Source organism: Nitrosomonas oligotropha (assembly GCF_009833085.1).
In the GTDB taxonomy this organism is placed as follows: Bacteria; Pseudomonadota; Gammaproteobacteria; order Burkholderiales; family Nitrosomonadaceae; genus Nitrosomonas; species Nitrosomonas oligotropha.
Window position 1 is genome coordinate 1 of sequence record NZ_QRBZ01000028.1, and the last position, 15,126, is coordinate 15,126.

The following is a 15,126-nucleotide window of genomic DNA, read 5'->3' on the forward strand; positions in this document are numbered from 1 at the left end:
GAAGAAGACGAGGGTGAAGGATCTGCTGGCGGTTCAGCTGGCAGCACGGAAGCCCAGACTGATGATGAAGATGAGGATGAAGAGTAATTATCTTCACGCTTCGTTGAAGTAAATATAAAATATGCAGGACATATCAGAGCGTTTGCAGATAATATATTGGTAAGTATAAGCAAATGCTGTAATATTTATAGAAATTCAGTAGCCCGCCTATGGCGGGCTTTTTATTACAGTAAGGTTTTTTAAAAAGATGTTGAATCATTTTCCAAAACCAAATATTGATTATCCGCATCGGAATAGGGATTATTTTATTGCGGGTTTTACTTTCTTCTGTGTTGGAGTCAGTCTGGTGATTGACGGTGGCGCAAGTAAGGAAATGCAGAGTTTGCTGGGTGTGATCGCCTGGATTTTTCTGTTTGGACTGCTGATCGGCGAGAACAAAGAAGTAAGAATGCAGGTTGTCGTTGCTGTGGCGTTTGCAACGGCCGGAGAACACTTTGCATCGATTTATATGGAAGGCTACACCTATCGGTTTGGAAATGTGCCGCTTTACGTGCCGCCCGGACATGGCATGGTTTATTTGACAGCGGTTGCCCTTTCACGCTCGAGATTTTTCCTGATTAATGCCAAGAAGTTGGCGGTTTTTGTAATCGTAGCTGGTGGTCTATGGTCGTTGTGGGGAATCAGCGGTATTCCTGAGCAAGGTGATCAGGTTGGTGCGTTTTTGTTTTGTATTTTTGTTATCTGTCTTTTCAAAGGACGATCGCCGATGGTATATCTGGGTGCTTTTTTCATTTGCACCTGGCTCGAAATTGTGGGAACAGCAGCCGGTACATGGAAGTGGGCATCCATAGAGCCGGTTTTTAATTGGACACAAGGAAATCCACCTAGCGGTGTCGCTGCCTGGTATTGTTTAGTGGATGCGGTAGCAATCGGTTTTTCACCAAAAATTCTAAACGGATTGCAAAAAATGAATAGCTGGTATAAAACATCAGTTATTAAATAGCTTGCTACTCCAAAAAAACTTTGAGTGATTTGAATGGCAGCAATTAAGACCCGATACTTAATAAATTATCTGATTACTTGGAAGGAATTTCTGTGACTGTTGTGCGTTTACCTGATGGATCTGAGCGTATTTTTGATCAGCCAGTAACGATATTAGACGTGGCTTCATCCATTGGGCCGGGGCTTGCGCGAGCGGCTATTGCTGGAAAAGTTAATGGAAAGCTGGTCGATGTTTATAGTCAGATTAAAGATGATAGTGAGCTAGCAATTATCACGGAGAAAGATGCTGAGGGACTGGAGATTATCCGGCACTCATGCGCGCATTTACTCGCGCACGCGGTAAAAGAACTATTTCCTGACGCACAAGTTACTATTGGTCCCGTGATTGCGGATGGATTTTATTATGATTTTTCCTATAAACGGCCATTTACACCGGAAGATCTGCTGGCCATCGAGAAACGCATGCTGGAAATCAGCAAGCGCGATTTAAAGATAGAACGGAAGGTGCTGGAACGCACGGATGCGGTCAATTTTTTCAAGGATCAGGGCGAGCACTACAAAGCGCAAATCATTGAATCGATACCGGGCAATGAAGATCTGTCACTCTATTCCCAAGGTAATTTTACCGATTTGTGCCGAGGACCGCATGTTCCGGCCACATCAAAAATAAAAGTATTTAAGCTGATGAAAGTCGCCGGTGCGTACTGGCGTGGCGATTCCAATAATGAAATGCTGCAACGCATTTATGGAACCGCGTGGACCAATAAGGATGATCAGAAAGATTACTTGCATCGCTTGGAAGAGGCGGAAAAGAGGGATCATCGCAAAATCGGTAAACAGCTTGATTTGTTTCATACGCAAGATGAAGCGCCTGGTATGGTGTTCTGGCACCCCAAAGGTTGGCTGTTGTGGCAGCAGATTGAACAATATATGCGAAATATACTGAAGCAAAATGGCTATCAGGAAATTCGCACGCCGCAAATTTTGGATAAGGATTTGTGGGTGCGATCAGGTCATTGGGAAAACTTTCGCGAGAATATGTTTACTACTCATGCGGACGAGCGCGATTTTGCTATCAAGCCGATGAATTGCCCCGGTCATGTGCAAATATTCAATCAAGGCTTGCGGAGCTATCGAGAACTTCCGGTGCGACTGGCGGAATTTGGTTCCTGTCATCGCAATGAGGCATCAGGAGCGCTGCACGGGATTATGCGAGTGCGTTCGTTTACTCAAGACGACGCGCATATTTTTTGCACGGAAGATCAGATACAAGATGAAGTGGTAAGGTTTATCGATCTGCTGAAGGGTGTTTATGCCGATTTTGGCTTTAAGGGGTTGATGGTTAAACTTTCAACCCGGCCGCAGAAACGTGTCGGATCGGAAGCGCAGTGGGATAAATCGGAAGCAGCGCTGGAAGCGGCATTAACTGAAGCGAAGCTCGAATGGGAGCTACAGCCTGGCGAAGGTGCTTTTTACGGTCCGAAAATTGAGTTTTCGTTAAAAGATTGTATAGGACGCATTTGGCAATGCGGTACACTGCAACTGGATTTTTCCATGCCGGATCGCTTGGGTGCAGAATATGTCGCGGAAGATAATTCCCGGCAGATACCTGTAATGCTGCACAGGGCCATTCTGGGGTCTATGGAAAGATTTATCGGCATCTTATTGGAAAATTACGCGGGTGCATTACCTCTGTGGCTTTCACCCGAACAGGTTGTCGTGCTTAATATCTCCCGTGCGCAAACCGATTATGCTCAGGAAGTAGCTGCACAATTGGAGCGGCATGGCGTTAGAGTCACCTTGGACTTGAGAAATGAGAAGATAACCTATAAAATCCGCGAGCATAGCTTGCAGAAGCTTCCCTATCAAATTATAGTCGGGGATGAAGAGGTGCGCACGAATACAGTAGCAGTGCGCAACCGCGCAGGTGATAATTTGGGTCAGATGACGCTAGAAACACTGGTTGCGCGTCTTAATGAAGAACTATCTGCAAAAGTATAAATTTCTTTATAAATTACTCTTGGAGAATTTACCATAGCTCAGGAAAAATCAGTGCGCATCAATCAAGAAATCGATGTGCAAGAAGTTCGTTTGATTGGTGTGAATGCGGAGCAGATCGGTATTGTGACACTTGCTGAAGCAAATGCCTTGGCGGAAGAAGCGGGGGTCGATCTGGTTGAAATAGCGCCCACTGCGCAGCCGCCGGTGTGCCGCTTAATGGATTATGGTAAGTTTCGTTATCAAGAAAGTAAAAAGAAGCACGATGCGAAAATCAAGCAAAAGCAAGTTCAGATTAAAGAAATTAAATTCAGACCGAATACGGATGAAGGGGATTACAATATAAAACTTAGAAACTTAATCAACTTCTTGAACGAAGGAGATAAAGTTAAAGTGACATTGCGGTTCCGCGGACGTGAAATGGCGCATCAGGAATTCGGTATGCGTCTGCTGGAACGTGTCAAAGGTGATCTGGAAGCGTCTGCAATAGTGGAGCAATTTCCTAAGATGGAAGGACGGCAAATGGTAATGGTGTTGTCTCCCAAAAAGAAAGATACCAAAGCCGATAAAGCAAAAGTATCAGCGGAAGATTCATCCGCAGTAGAGTAGTTAAGTGTCATCATAAGTGATCTCCAGGTTGGTAAAGTTTCTCAAGCATGAGAGCACCTGGTTTCATATCAAAGAGGAGTATTTATGCCTAAAATGAAAACTAAAAGTGGAGCGGCAAAACGCTTCAAGTTTAGGGCGAGCGGGAGTGTCAAACGCTCACAAGCTTTTAAACGCCACATCCTGACTAAGAAAACAACCAAAAATAAGCGTCAACTGCGAGGTACTGCTGCTGTGCATGCCACGAATGAAGCATCGGTTCGCGCTATGATGCCGTACGCATAAAGGGAGAGGATAATGCCAAGAGTTAAACGTGGTGTAACCGCTCATGCGCGGCATAAGAAAATCTTAGACTTAGCCAAAGGTTATCGCGGACGTCGTAAGAATGTTTATCGTATAGCCAAACAAGCGGTCATGAAGGCAGGCCAGTATGCTTACCGGGACCGCCGTCAACGTAAAAGACAGTTCCGTGCATTATGGATTGCGCGTATCAATGCGGCTGCCCGTGAATGCGGTTTGTCATACAGCGTATTTATGAATGGTCTTAAGAAAGCAAGTATTGCAGTCGACCGGAAAGTCCTGGCTGACCTGGCTGTATTCGATAAAAGCGCTTTTGAGAAAATTGCAGCACAAGCAAAAGCGAGCCTTACTCCATAATTGGATGTAAACCGATAGATATTGGGAGGTCGGGTAAAGCCTGAACCTCCCTTTTTCTTGTGAAGTGGAACGATAGGGTGGTTGTTATTTAATCTTAATGCGCTTGTTGACATGAAAAACCTGGAAGAAATTATCACTGAAGCAATAAGTCAGATGGATAACATCGAAGACCCTGCCGAGCTGGAAAATGTTAAAGCGCGTTATCTCGGTAAAAGCGGTGTGCTGACTGAGTTACTCAAAGGGCTGGGTAAACTGCCTGCTGAAGAACGTCCCGCAATGGGAAGCCAGATCAATGAAGCAAAGAACCGGCTGGAAGCGACACTTAAATCCCGCCGTCATGCAATTCAGGAAAAAGAACTGGAAGCTAAATTAACCGAAGAGGCTCTGGATATTACCTTGCCGGGAAGAGGGTGCGGAGTCAGTGGTTTGCATCCGGTGACAAAAACGTTGCAGAGGATTGAAACATTATTCCATTCGATCGGATTTGATGTGGTTTCGGGGCCGGAAATAGAAACCGATTTCTATAATTTCACCGCACTGAATATCCCTGAAAATCATCCTGCAAGGGCAATGCACGACACGTTCTATATTGATAATGGCAATTTGCTGCGCACGCATACGTCGCCAGTACAGATCCATTACATGCAGAATAACAAACCGCCGATTAAAGTGATCGCGCCCGGACGTGTTTACCGGTGCGATTCTGATGTGACGCATACCCCCATGTTTCACCAGGTGGAAGGTTTATGGATTGATGAGAATGCCAATTTTTCCGCCTTGAAAGGTATTCTGGCAAATTTCATGGCGCAATTTTTTGAGCGAGATGATTTGCCCGTGCGCTTCCGTCCGTCTTTTTTTCCATTTACCGAGCCTTCGGCGGAGATGGACATAGGTTGCGTTATGTGCAATGGAAAAGGATGCCGTGTTTGCAGTCATACCGGCTGGCTGGAAGTGCTGGGATGCGGAATGGTTCACCCCAATGTACTAAAACATGTAGCCATTGATAGCGAGCAATATACTGGGTTCGCCTTTGGCATGGGAGTCGAGCGATTGACAATGCTCAGATACGGTGTAAATGATTTGCGGCTGTTTTTTGAAAATGATTTGCGCTTTCTCAAACAATTCAATTGAATCTGATTGATTTCTCATCATCGTTAATAACAACTGAATTTTATGAAATTTTCCGAGAATTGGCTACGCAGTTTTGTTAATCCACCGCTTTCCAGTGACGAGCTTGCGCATGCACTGACGATGGCCGGCATCGAGGTGGAGAGCATTGAACCGGTAGCGGCCACCTTTGATAAGGTTATTGTGGCCGAAGTGCTGGCCGTCGAAAAGCACCCGGAAGCCGACCGGCTCAAAGTGTGTAAAGTCAAAACTGGAAAAGCCGAGGAAGATGTATTGCAAATTGTGTGCGGCGCACCCAATGTCAGCACGGGTGTAAAAGTCCCGTGCGCACTGATTGGTGCAACTTTGCCGGGTTTTACCATCAAAAAATCAAAGCTGCGCGGTATCGAATCGGCCGGTATGTTATGTTCGGCCAGGGAATTGGGCATCAGCGATGCTGCGGATGGACTGTTATTGCTTCCCGGTGATGCGCCGGTGGGCATGGATTTCCGCCGTTATTATGAACTTGATGACCATGTCTTTACCTTGAAGTTGACACCAAACAGGGCGGATTGTCTCGGTGTATTGGGCGTGGCGCGCGAGGTTGCGGCAATAACATCCGCTGGACTCTCGTTGCAGGAGAAAAAACCTGTTTCGGGAGAAATAAGCGATACCCTGGCTGTGCAGGTCACAGCCTCCAGCGCGTGCCCGTTATACTGCGGCCGGATTATGCGGGATATCGATCTCAATGCGCCGACGCCATTATGGCTGACTCAGCGTCTGGAACGCAGCGGATTGCGGTCGATCAATCCCATCGTCGATATTACCAACTATGTATTGCTGGAAACCGGACAGCCTATGCATGCCTTTGATCTCGCGAAAATTAAGGGAAACATCCAAGTCCGGTATGCAGGCCGGGATGAGAAAATGCAATTACTGAATGGTAATCAAATTGACCTTGATGCCAGAATGTTGTTAATTGCCGACGAACAAAAGCCGCTGGCACTGGCTGGTATCATGGGCGGGCTGGACAGCGGAGTAACCCAGGGCACGACGGATATTTTTCTGGAAAGCGCGTTTTTTAGCCCGGACACGATCAGCGGTAAATCTTTTCAATTGGGATTCAGTTCGGATTCGGCTTATCGGTTTGAGCGTGGCGTGGATTTTGCAGCCACGAAAGATGTGCTGGAATATGCAACTCATCTGATACAAGCGATTTGTGGCGGTAAGGCGGGGCCGGTGACTGAGATCAGGCATGAACTGCCGCAACGGCCGCCTGTCTATGTCCGTGTAGAGCGAATCAAACGGGTATTGGGTATCGATATCGGCAAGCAGCAAGTCATTGATTATTTTAACCGCTTACGGTTTGAATTCTTGACCAACGAAGATGTCTTTAATGTGACACCGCCAAGTTATCGTTTCGATCTGGCAATTGAAGAGGATTTTATAGAGGAGCTGGCGCGGATTTATGGTTATGACCGGATTCCGGTGTATTTTCCGCATGGTGGAATGGCGATGCTTCCGGCATCCGAAACAAAATATGCCACGATAGATATAAAACGGTCGTTAACAGCACGCGATTATCAGGAGGTGATTAATTATGCTTTCGTCGATGCCGATTGGGAACGTGACTTGGTCAATAACAGCAGGCCGATCGCGTTACAGAATCCGATTGCAAGTCAAATGAGCGTCATGCGGAGTAGCTTGATAGGCGGTTTGATTTCCAATTTGCAGTTTAATTTGAACCGGAAGCAAGCCAGAGTGCGTTTGTTCGAGATCGGTTGTTGTTTTATCAGGGATGATCAAAGCGACTGTAAACAAGTGGAAAAGCTTGCCGGATTGAGCTATGGCGATATAGCGCCGGAGCAGTGGGGAATACCGGCAAGAGGTGTCGATTTTTATGATGTTAAAGCAGATATAGAAGCTTTGTGCCAAGGTAAGGCACTCTATTTTAGAAAATTTTCTCATCCGGCATTGCATCCAGGGAAATCCGCGCAAATCTTGGTGGACGATCAGCCGATTGGATGGCTGGGTGAATTGCATCCGCGCTGGCAGAAGCAATATGGATTACAAAGAAACACCGTGCTATTTGAGATGGAGTCAGGCCGTTTGATGCCTAAGGCGCTACCAGCGGTTAAAGAAATTTCTAAATTTCCGCCCGTACGGCGCGATATTGCAATTATCGTCGATAATGATGTGAGTGTGCATTCCCTGCTCGATGCCATAAATACCGGAAAACCGGCGATAGTATCGGACATTTCGTTATTCGATATTTATCGCGGGAAGGGGATGGAAGACAGCAAAAAAAGTCTTGCATTCCGAGTGTTGTTACAAGATACTGAGAAAACATTGACCGATGAAGAGGCTGACTCTGCGGTGGCAAGCATAGTGGAAATATTGAAGAATAAATTTTCCGCTACATTGCGCAATTGATGCATTTCTATCGCCTGCGCGGCGATATTTTATTCGGTATTGATTGTTTAGGATTGATTCCGCAAGAACTGATTGTATGAGATAAGTTATTAATCTCTTTTTATTTAAAGTAAAAGTGTTACTGCTTAATAATTCTAATATAGATGAATTAATAGCTATAAAATTAATAACTAACTGGAGTGAAGTATGGCATTAACAAAAGCTGAATTAGCAGATTTATTGTTTGAAAATGTAGGGCTTAATAAACGTGAGGCCAAGGATATGGTCGAGTCTTTTTATGAAGAAGTACGTACGGCTTTACAAAATGGTGAGGGAGTAAAACTTTCCGGATTCGGTAATTTTCAATTACGTGCAAAACCTCAGCGTCCGGGAAGGAATCCAAAAACAGGGGAAGAAATTCCGATTACTGCCCGTCGTGTCGTCACATTTCATGCAAGCCAGAAGTTAAAAGCTTTGGTTGAGAAAAATTATCATGGAAAACAAAAAAGTAAGTAGTACACCACTGCCGATCCCTGCCAAACGATATTTTACTATCGGGGAAGTGGGCGTTCTTTGCGGTGTCAAACCGCATGTGTTGCGCTATTGGGAACAGGAATTTGCGCAGTTAAAGCCCGTAAAGCGCCGTGGCAATCGCCGCTATTATCAGCATCAAGAAGTATTGCTCATACGGCGCATTAAAGAGTTGCTGTACGACCAAGGATTTACAATCAGCGGCGCGCGTAACCGTTTGGAACACACTGAAAGCGAATTGATTCCACTGGAAGACATTACTGCCAGTCCGCAGCCTTCAATGGGTGATTTAAGTTATATCCGGCGTGAAATTCAAAGTATTGTGTCGCAATTGCGTTCGTGAGTGATACTAAGTGTATTTTCTCAGTAAGAGTTTCTAAAGTTCACGTGTATTGTTTGCTATAATTGCCCGCTCGGGGCGTAGCGCAGCCTGGTAGCGTACTTGCATGGGGTGCAAGTGGTCGGAGGTTCAAATCCTCTCGCCCCGACCACTTGATTGGACTTCGACTTAAATATGATAGATGCTGAGTTTACTGTGCACGAATGTTCGTTTGATTATCCAGTGATTTTCATAACCACATAAAAATGCGCATATTGCTCAGTAACGATGATGGATATTTTGCGCCCGGTCTAGCCTGCCTTGCTGAATCACTCTCACAAATTGCAGAAATCATAGTCGTTGCACCCGAAAGAGATCGAAGCGGTTCCAGTAATTCTCTGACACTGGATCGTCCATTAAGTCTGCGTAAATCCCATAGCGGTTTTTATTATGTCAATGGCACACCGACAGACTGTGTTCATTTGGCAGTCACTGGCATGCTCGACATTATGCCGGACATGATTGTTTCCGGGATCAATAAAGGCGCTAACATGGGTGACGATACGATTTATTCGGGCACTGTTGCTGCGGCCACGGAAGGTTTTTTACTGGGGATTCCTTCATTGGCTGTATCGCTGGTCGATGCGTCCAGGGGAAACTATGCCGCCGCCGCACGTGTTGCGGTTGATATGGTGGAGCGTTTCAAAAAAAATGAAATTCAGAGTCCCGTTTTGTTGAATATTAATGTGCCGGATATCGAATATCAGCAATTGCAAGGAATCGAAGTGACCCGCTTGGGGCGGCGGCACAAAGCGGAACCCGTCATTAAATCGCAAAATCCCCGTGGTGAAACCGTATATTGGGTGGGCGCGGCAGGTCCGGCGCAGGACGCTGGGAAAGGTACGGATTTTTATGCTGTTCAGCATCATCGGGTTTCGGTAACGCCGTTACAGATAGATCTCACCCGTTATGATCAGCTGGATCTGATAACAAGCTGGCTGAATAATTAGGGGCTTGTTATGTCGAGAGAGTTGAAATTTTATAGGTACTGATTGGTGAATGTTCGTCATTCTGGAATAGGTATGACCTCGCAGCGTACGCGCATGCGCATGATTGAACGTTTGCGCGCACAGGGAATCGCGGATGAGGTGGTTTTATCCGCGATGAGTACCATTCCGCGTCATATTTTCGTTGAAGAAGCCTTGGCAAGCCGGGCGTATGAAGATGTTGCCTTACCCATAAATTACGGACAGACGATATCCAGTCCTTGGATCGTAGCGCGCATGAGCGAACTTTTACGCGCCAATTCAAATTTAGGCAAAGTATTGGAAATTGGCACCGGCTGTGGTTATCAGACTGCCGTGCTGGCGCAGATTGCACAAAAAGTTTTTTCGATAGAACGGGTCGGGCCGTTGCTGACACGCACGCGTATCCGGTTGCAAGAATTGCAGATCCGGAATATCTATTTAAAACATGCGGATGGTTTGCTTGGGCTTGCGGAAGCGGGGCCTTTTGATGGTATTATCATGACGGCAGTGACGACGCATGTGCCGCTTTCGTTACTGGAACAACTGGAAATCGGCGGCAGGATGGTTTTCCCGAAGGGAACCCAAAAGCAGCATTTATGTATTGTTGAACGGAATTCGCAAGGTTTTGCCGAAACGGTATTGGAAGAAGTGAATTTTGTACCTTTACTGGCAGGAGTCATAAAAAAATAGCGGCGCGAGGTATAAAATGGCAAATCATGCAACGATCAAATTGATCAACACTATTGATATCTGCAAGTATATGGTTACGATATTTTCTTTACCGAAGCGGTCAAAGTTACCCATTAGCGATTTTTATTTGTTGTGCGGCGCCAGTCTTCTGTTGATTGGGTGTAGTACGACACAGCCTCCCGTCCAGGTAGTCGATCGCGCAAAAAGCGATGCGGTGCAACCTGTAAAGCCGGTCGAATCGAACAATACCGATAATCAAGTCTATACGGTGCAGAAAGGCGATACGCTATACGGAATCGCGCTTAATCATGGTGTGGATTTCAAGAAATTAACGGAATTGAATAATATTACCGATCCGAAGTCGATCAAACCAGGGCAGAAAATTTATTTGTCGATACCGGCAAAAAGCTCGCAACCGGCATTATTCGCCTTACCACAGCAACCGGAAACAGTAACGCTCGAACCGGCGCAAAACCCAGTTGACCGGGCTGTTCCGGTTCCGCCCGAAAGCAGTCCCGCAGTCAGTAGCGGCAAGGTAAAAACCAGTCCTAAAGCGCTTAAACTGCCTTTTTCAGAGCAGAATGTAGCGCGATTACAATATCCGGCCAATAACCCTTCGCCCGCAATACCGCCTGCACTCGCAGTAGCGGAAAAAAATACCAAAATTGAAGCCGCTCCTCAACCTGAATCATCCCTGTCCGATAAAGCGGGCAGTTCGGTTGCCGATTGGATCTGGCCGACGACAGGAAAATTATTATCTTCGTTTTCCAAGAATTCCAAAGGAGTGAAAATATCCGGTCAAGCCGGGCAACCGGTGCTTGCTTCCGCGGCGGGCGAAGTGGTTTATAGCGGTCATGGCCTGCGCGGCTATGGAAATCTGATCATTATCAAGCATGACAATACATTCCTCAGTGCTTATGCGCACAACAGTAAGTTGCTGGTCAAAGAAGGTGAAGCCGTGGTGAAAGGACAGAAAATCGCGGAAATGGGGAATACCGATACGGATACGATTCAGCTCCATTTTGAAATCCGTAAACATGGCAAACCGGTTGATCCGTTACAATATTTACCTAACCAATCGTAATAGCCGGTAGTAAACCGGCTCGACAGAATAACAAAAAAGCGCATAACCCTTTAGAGTTATGCGCTTTTTTATCTCAGCTGTTTTTTATTCAGCAACAGAATGCCGCAGGTGTTTCAACGCTTCGGCAGTATGTTTGGTCGCTTCCTCCGCATGATCTTGTTTCGCATGCGCGATCGCTTCTTCTAAATGTTTGATCGATTCGGTTATGTGTTGATGTGCCCCAGCAGACTCTTTTTCCGCGGCTTTGGCATGGGTGAGGCTTTCTTGCGCGTGATCCAGCAATGCTTTGCTATGTCCCGCTTTGCCGTGAATCTGCGCATCCTCCGCGTGTTTTATCGCTTCCGTTGCATGCTGGTGCGCGTCCGCTGCAATGGCTGGTGAACCGAAGTAAAACAAAGCGCCGGTTACAGTAATCGCTATGGTTTTCCTGAGTTTCATACTAATACCCTCCGTGCTGGTTAAGAAAAGGTTGCCAATGCTCAACAGTGATCAATTTGTGCAGCCGGGATACTAAAGGCTGATCAGGCTATTGAGTGTTTTATAATCGACCCATCCCCGTTCAAGCGTGATACCGCCCATGTGCGTGAATGGCTGGGATGGTTCGCCCAGATCGGACAGAACAGTCGCCGCGCCGCTAAAATCTTGTGAACGGGTATAACCGCTGACCGTAATGAGGGTGGAAAGATTTGCCGCCCGCGCTGATTTCAAACCGTTTTCCGAGTCTTCTATAGCGATGCATTGCGGCGCGGTTAGTTTGAGTTGATCGAGCACCCAGTGGTAAATATCCGGCGCCGGTTTTTTAAACGGCACGATATCGCCGGCGCCGATCACATCAAACCAGCCGATCGATTCTTCACCCAGCGTCGATTTAAGCAGCGCGGTGACATTTTCCATTGTCGTCGTGGTTGCGATCGCAAGCTTTACTTTTTCCCGCCGCAGCTCGTGAATCAGCCGGGCGACACCGGGGCGTAACGGGATATTGCCGGTTTCCATCAACGACTCGAAGTGCTTGGTTTTGGTCTTGTGCAAACTGGCTATCCATTCGGTCAGATTACTTTTGTCGAGCCCGGCGGGTGCGTATCTCTCCATGAAATAGCGGATCCGCTCCTTGCCACCGGTAATTTGCAGTAACTCACCATAAAGATCGATATCCCAATTCCAGTCGAGGTGGAATTGTTTGAAGGCGGCATTGAAAGCCAGACGATGACCATCCTGCTCCGTGTCGGCAAGCGTGCCGTCAACATCGAATAGTACAGCTTGTAATTTATTATTTGTATTCATTTTTTAATCATGGTAAGAGTTGAATCAGTGATAGCTGGCGCGTTGTAGGCGATCCGTGACGGCTAACCATCCCGGATGATCCGGCGGCGCCTCAACGAGCAGATAATCAAATGCTGCCCGGTCAAACTGCCTTAATCTGGCATACAGTTGCTGACCATACGCCACAGGATCGGACGGCATGGCGAATTGTTCGATGGATTGACTCAAGGCGGGCCGTGACTGAGCGCTGTGCGACCAAGTTATGACCAGTATGCGCAAATCTTGTTCCGCCAGCGCCAGCGCACGTTGCCATAGTTGCTCCGCGGGGTAAATTCTCAAGGGCGTTGCCGGGGCATAGTGCGCGGGTAAGGATCCGGAAGTGCGGATGGTTTGCTGGCCATTGTGCGCCAGCAGAACCGGACCTGCCAGCACAGTTTCAAGCGCGGATAGCGCAATTCCTCCCGGCCTGAGTATTTGCGGTAAGTCATCGTGAAAACTGATGATGGTGCTTTCCAGACCGACTGCGCACGCACCGCCGTCCAGGATCATATCGACTTCCGAACCTAATTCTTGCTGCACGTGCGCGGCTGTGGTCGGACTGATGCGCCCGAACCGGTTGGCCGAAGGCGCGGCCAATGCTTTCTCAGGACCTAATGCTTGCAGTAGAGCCAACGCGATGGGATGCGCCGGTATGCGCAGTCCGACAGTATCTTGTCCCCCCGTAACGCAATCGGGTATGCGCCGGTTGCGCTGCAGGATGAGTGTCAAAGGCCCGGGCCAGAAGCGCTGCGCCAGCTTCCAGGCGGATTCGGGTATTGCTTGCGCCCAATAATGCAAATGGGCAATAGCGCCGATGTGGACAATCAGCGGATGATCGGCGGGGCGTTGTTTTATCCGGTATATCCTGTGGATAGCGGAAGGATTGGTGGCATCGGCACCCAGACCGTAGACGGTTTCAGTAGGAAACGCAACCGTTCCGCCCGCGCATAATATCCCCGCTGCGGCAGTAATTTGCTGTTGTTGCTCCGCGGTCAACCCGGACTGCGGTGTGGATAGCGTTGGTTCCATTGTCGTAACTTTCGATTCTCGGTTAAGGCAAAGCGATCATGCCAAGGTGCCATCGTACGGCGAAATGAATCACGGTGTATTGTCATGCCAGTCATATCCCAATATGCCTTGCATCATTCGCACGATATGAAAGCTCAGCCAATTCACGATGTAGTTGCGCCATGAAAAAATACTTTCGCTGGCCGCAGTTACAGGGATCGATTGTTGCGCAATGGCCGTCTTTAAACTGGTTCTTAAGGTAGCGGCAAATTCGTGATCTTCAATGACGACATTGGCCTCGCGCGCAAGCAGCAAACTAAATGGATCGATATTGGAAGAGCCGACTGTGGCCCAATGCTGATCAATGACCGCTACTTTTGCGTGCAAATAACTGCGATTATATTCATAAATTTTAATTCCCGCTCCCAAGAGATTTTCGTACAGGGCCTGGGTGGCATGATGCTGCAAGCGGTATTCGATTTTACCTTGCAGTAAAAGTTCGACGTGCACACCGCGCCGTGCGGCATTTTTCAGCGCGTTGCTGAACTTTCTTCCCGGCAGAAAATAGGCATTGGCGATAATAATCTCGCTTTGTGCCTGATTAATGGCATCCAAATAAGCATGCTCGATATCGTGACGATGCCGCCAATTATCGCGTATCAGCAATGCGGCTTTTTGATTTCCGCATGGTTCACCGGATGGTTTAATCGCGGCAGGGTGCACCCAGCGCTTTTTAAAATGCGCCCAGGCGACGATCAGCCATAAATGCCGCGCAGCTTTATGAATTTGCACCAGTAACGGGCCGCGGATAATGACGGCATAATCGAAACGCGGAGTCAGATTTTCCGGGTTATGTTCGTCGTCGATGATATTGATTCCGCCGATGAAAGCGATTTGCGCATCAATGATGGCTAATTTGCGGTGCATGCGGCGCAACCGGTAGCGGCGCGGCTTTGAGAAAATGAATTCCGGCCGGAATATGAGCACTTTGATGCCCGCTTGCAGCATCCGCTGTATTTCTTCCCGGGGGAAATCCTGCGAGCCGAAGCCATCGAGCAGCAAAAACACCGCTACACCACGCTGAGCCGCACGTTTTAAAGCATCGGCGATTTTTCTGCCAATTGCGTCGTATTCAAAAATATACGTTTCCAGGTGGATTTCAGTGTGCGCTTTGTCGATTGCGGCTTCTAATTCCGGGAAATACTCCGCGCCATTGTGCAGTAAAGTGATGTGATTGTTCTCAACAAAGTGAAAATTTCTCATGGAGAAAACAAGCGCTGTACCGGTGCGATAGGCGTGAGTGCGAGATCAATCAGCCGGTGGAAATGTTCCGGCATGTTGCGGCAAATGGTTGGCGGATTTCCAGACACGGATTGATGCTGTGC

Annotated in this window: 16 protein-coding genes and 1 tRNA gene; 13 read left to right on the forward strand and 4 right to left on the reverse strand. The window is 47.5% G+C overall.

The features are described 5' to 3' along the window. The first annotated feature begins 247 nt into the window (after positions 1-247). The 13 genes from ABD07_RS09330 (at position 248) to ABD07_RS09390 (ending at position 11,434) form a co-directional block, all read left to right on the forward strand. A complete protein-coding gene (locus tag ABD07_RS09330; RefSeq protein WP_160818063.1) occupies positions 248-1,003 on the forward strand; it encodes a hypothetical protein in 756 nt (251 codons plus the stop codon). A 92-nt stretch (positions 1,004-1,095) separates the two neighbouring features. Continuing rightward, the gene (gene thrS, locus ABD07_RS09335; protein ID WP_160818064.1) at positions 1,096-3,003 is read left to right on the forward strand and encodes a threonine--tRNA ligase; all 1,908 of its coding nucleotides are present in this window, start codon (positions 1,096-1,098) and stop codon (positions 3,001-3,003) included. Positions 3,004-3,054: 51 nt separating this feature from the next. Beyond that, positions 3,055-3,609, forward strand: coding sequence for a translation initiation factor IF-3 (infC, locus tag ABD07_RS09340; RefSeq protein ID WP_181258008.1), 555 nt, complete (start codon positions 3,055-3,057; stop codon positions 3,607-3,609). Positions 3,610-3,693: 84 nt separating this feature from the next. Beyond that, positions 3,694-3,891, forward strand: a complete 198-nt coding sequence (rpmI, locus tag ABD07_RS09345) for a 50S ribosomal protein L35 (RefSeq protein WP_090321993.1) — start codon at positions 3,694-3,696, stop codon at positions 3,889-3,891. A gap of 12 nt (positions 3,892-3,903) precedes the next feature. Continuing rightward, complete coding sequence (gene rplT / locus ABD07_RS09350) at positions 3,904-4,263, forward strand: 50S ribosomal protein L20 (RefSeq protein ID WP_108698729.1); 360 nt, start codon at positions 3,904-3,906, stop codon at positions 4,261-4,263. A 111-nt stretch (positions 4,264-4,374) separates the two neighbouring features. Beyond that, complete coding sequence (pheS, locus tag ABD07_RS09355; RefSeq protein WP_160818065.1) at positions 4,375-5,394, forward strand: phenylalanine--tRNA ligase subunit alpha; 1,020 nt, start codon at positions 4,375-4,377, stop codon at positions 5,392-5,394. Positions 5,395-5,436: 42 nt separating this feature from the next. Continuing rightward, a complete protein-coding gene (gene pheT / locus ABD07_RS09360; protein ID WP_160818066.1) occupies positions 5,437-7,803 on the forward strand; it encodes a phenylalanine--tRNA ligase subunit beta in 2,367 nt (788 codons plus the stop codon). Between the two features lie 186 nt (positions 7,804-7,989). Continuing rightward, positions 7,990-8,298, forward strand: coding sequence for an integration host factor subunit alpha (locus ABD07_RS09365; protein WP_090321981.1), 309 nt, complete (start codon positions 7,990-7,992; stop codon positions 8,296-8,298). Beyond that, positions 8,276-8,656 carry a MerR family transcriptional regulator gene (locus tag ABD07_RS09370; protein ID WP_108698726.1) on the forward strand — a complete coding sequence of 127 codons (381 nt, stop codon included), beginning with the start codon at positions 8,276-8,278 and terminating at the stop codon, positions 8,654-8,656. Before ABD07_RS09365 ends, ABD07_RS09370 begins: the two co-directional genes overlap by 23 nt. Before the next feature lie 71 nt (positions 8,657-8,727). Continuing rightward, a tRNA-Pro gene (locus tag ABD07_RS09375) sits at positions 8,728-8,804 on the forward strand. A gap of 94 nt (positions 8,805-8,898) precedes the next feature. Next, positions 8,899-9,642, forward strand: a complete 744-nt coding sequence (gene surE, locus ABD07_RS09380; protein WP_108698725.1) for a 5'/3'-nucleotidase SurE — start codon at positions 8,899-8,901, stop codon at positions 9,640-9,642. Between the two features lie 45 nt (positions 9,643-9,687). Further along, a complete protein-coding gene (locus tag ABD07_RS09385; RefSeq protein ID WP_160818067.1) occupies positions 9,688-10,350 on the forward strand; it encodes a protein-L-isoaspartate(D-aspartate) O-methyltransferase in 663 nt (220 codons plus the stop codon). A 16-nt stretch (positions 10,351-10,366) separates the two neighbouring features. Further along, positions 10,367-11,434 (forward strand): peptidoglycan DD-metalloendopeptidase family protein, encoded by a 1,068-nt coding sequence (locus ABD07_RS09390; RefSeq protein ID WP_160818068.1) that lies wholly within the window; start codon positions 10,367-10,369, stop codon positions 11,432-11,434. A gap of 84 nt (positions 11,435-11,518) precedes the next feature. Here ABD07_RS09390 and smbP read toward each other — a convergent pair whose 3' ends face one another. The 4 genes from smbP to clsB all read right to left on the reverse strand — a co-directional run bounded on the left by smbP (position 11,519) and on the right by clsB (position 15,004). Next, positions 11,519-11,872: a small metal-binding protein SmbP gene (gene smbP, locus ABD07_RS09395; RefSeq protein WP_160818069.1), complete on the reverse strand. Its 354-nt coding sequence runs from the start codon at positions 11,870-11,872 to the stop codon at positions 11,519-11,521. Between the two features lie 72 nt (positions 11,873-11,944). Then, the gene (locus ABD07_RS09400) at positions 11,945-12,715 is read right to left on the reverse strand and encodes an HAD family hydrolase (protein ID WP_160818070.1); all 771 of its coding nucleotides are present in this window, start codon (positions 12,713-12,715) and stop codon (positions 11,945-11,947) included. Positions 12,716-12,739: 24 nt separating this feature from the next. Beyond that, positions 12,740-13,762 carry an L-threonylcarbamoyladenylate synthase gene (locus ABD07_RS09405; RefSeq protein ID WP_160818071.1) on the reverse strand — a complete coding sequence of 341 codons (1,023 nt, stop codon included), beginning with the start codon at positions 13,760-13,762 and terminating at the stop codon, positions 12,740-12,742. 69 nt (positions 13,763-13,831) lie between these two features. Further along, positions 13,832-15,004 carry a cardiolipin synthase ClsB gene (clsB, locus tag ABD07_RS09410; protein WP_160818072.1) on the reverse strand — a complete coding sequence of 391 codons (1,173 nt, stop codon included), beginning with the start codon at positions 15,002-15,004 and terminating at the stop codon, positions 13,832-13,834. Positions 15,005-15,126: the final 122 nt, after the last annotated feature.

Bases quoted from the DNA above. Each gene is read 5' to 3' on its own strand.
- ABD07_RS09330 (WP_160818063.1), top strand. From the start codon at position 248: ATGTTGAATCATTTTCCAAAACCAAATATTGATTATCCGCATCGGAAT.
- rpmI (WP_090321993.1), top strand. From the start codon at position 3,694: ATGCCTAAAATGAAAACTAAAAGTGGAGCGGCAAAACGCTTCAAGTTT.
- rplT (WP_108698729.1), top strand. From the start codon at position 3,904: ATGCCAAGAGTTAAACGTGGTGTAACCGCTCATGCGCGGCATAAGAAA.
- pheS (WP_160818065.1), top strand. From the start codon at position 4,375: ATGAAAAACCTGGAAGAAATTATCACTGAAGCAATAAGTCAGATGGAT.
- pheT (WP_160818066.1), top strand. From the start codon at position 5,437: ATGAAATTTTCCGAGAATTGGCTACGCAGTTTTGTTAATCCACCGCTT.
- ABD07_RS09365 (WP_090321981.1), top strand. From the start codon at position 7,990: ATGGCATTAACAAAAGCTGAATTAGCAGATTTATTGTTTGAAAATGTA.
- ABD07_RS09370 (WP_108698726.1), top strand. From the start codon at position 8,276: ATGGAAAACAAAAAAGTAAGTAGTACACCACTGCCGATCCCTGCCAAA.
- surE (WP_108698725.1), top strand. From the start codon at position 8,899: ATGCGCATATTGCTCAGTAACGATGATGGATATTTTGCGCCCGGTCTA.
- ABD07_RS09390 (WP_160818068.1), top strand. From the start codon at position 10,367: ATGGCAAATCATGCAACGATCAAATTGATCAACACTATTGATATCTGC.
- smbP (WP_160818069.1), bottom strand. From the start codon at position 11,872: ATGAAACTCAGGAAAACCATAGCGATTACTGTAACCGGCGCTTTGTTT.
- ABD07_RS09400 (WP_160818070.1), bottom strand. From the start codon at position 12,715: ATGAATACAAATAATAAATTACAAGCTGTACTATTCGATGTTGACGGC.
- ABD07_RS09405 (WP_160818071.1), bottom strand. From the start codon at position 13,762: ATGGAACCAACGCTATCCACACCGCAGTCCGGGTTGACCGCGGAGCAA.
- clsB (WP_160818072.1), bottom strand. From the start codon at position 15,004: ATGAGAAATTTTCACTTTGTTGAGAACAATCACATCACTTTACTGCAC.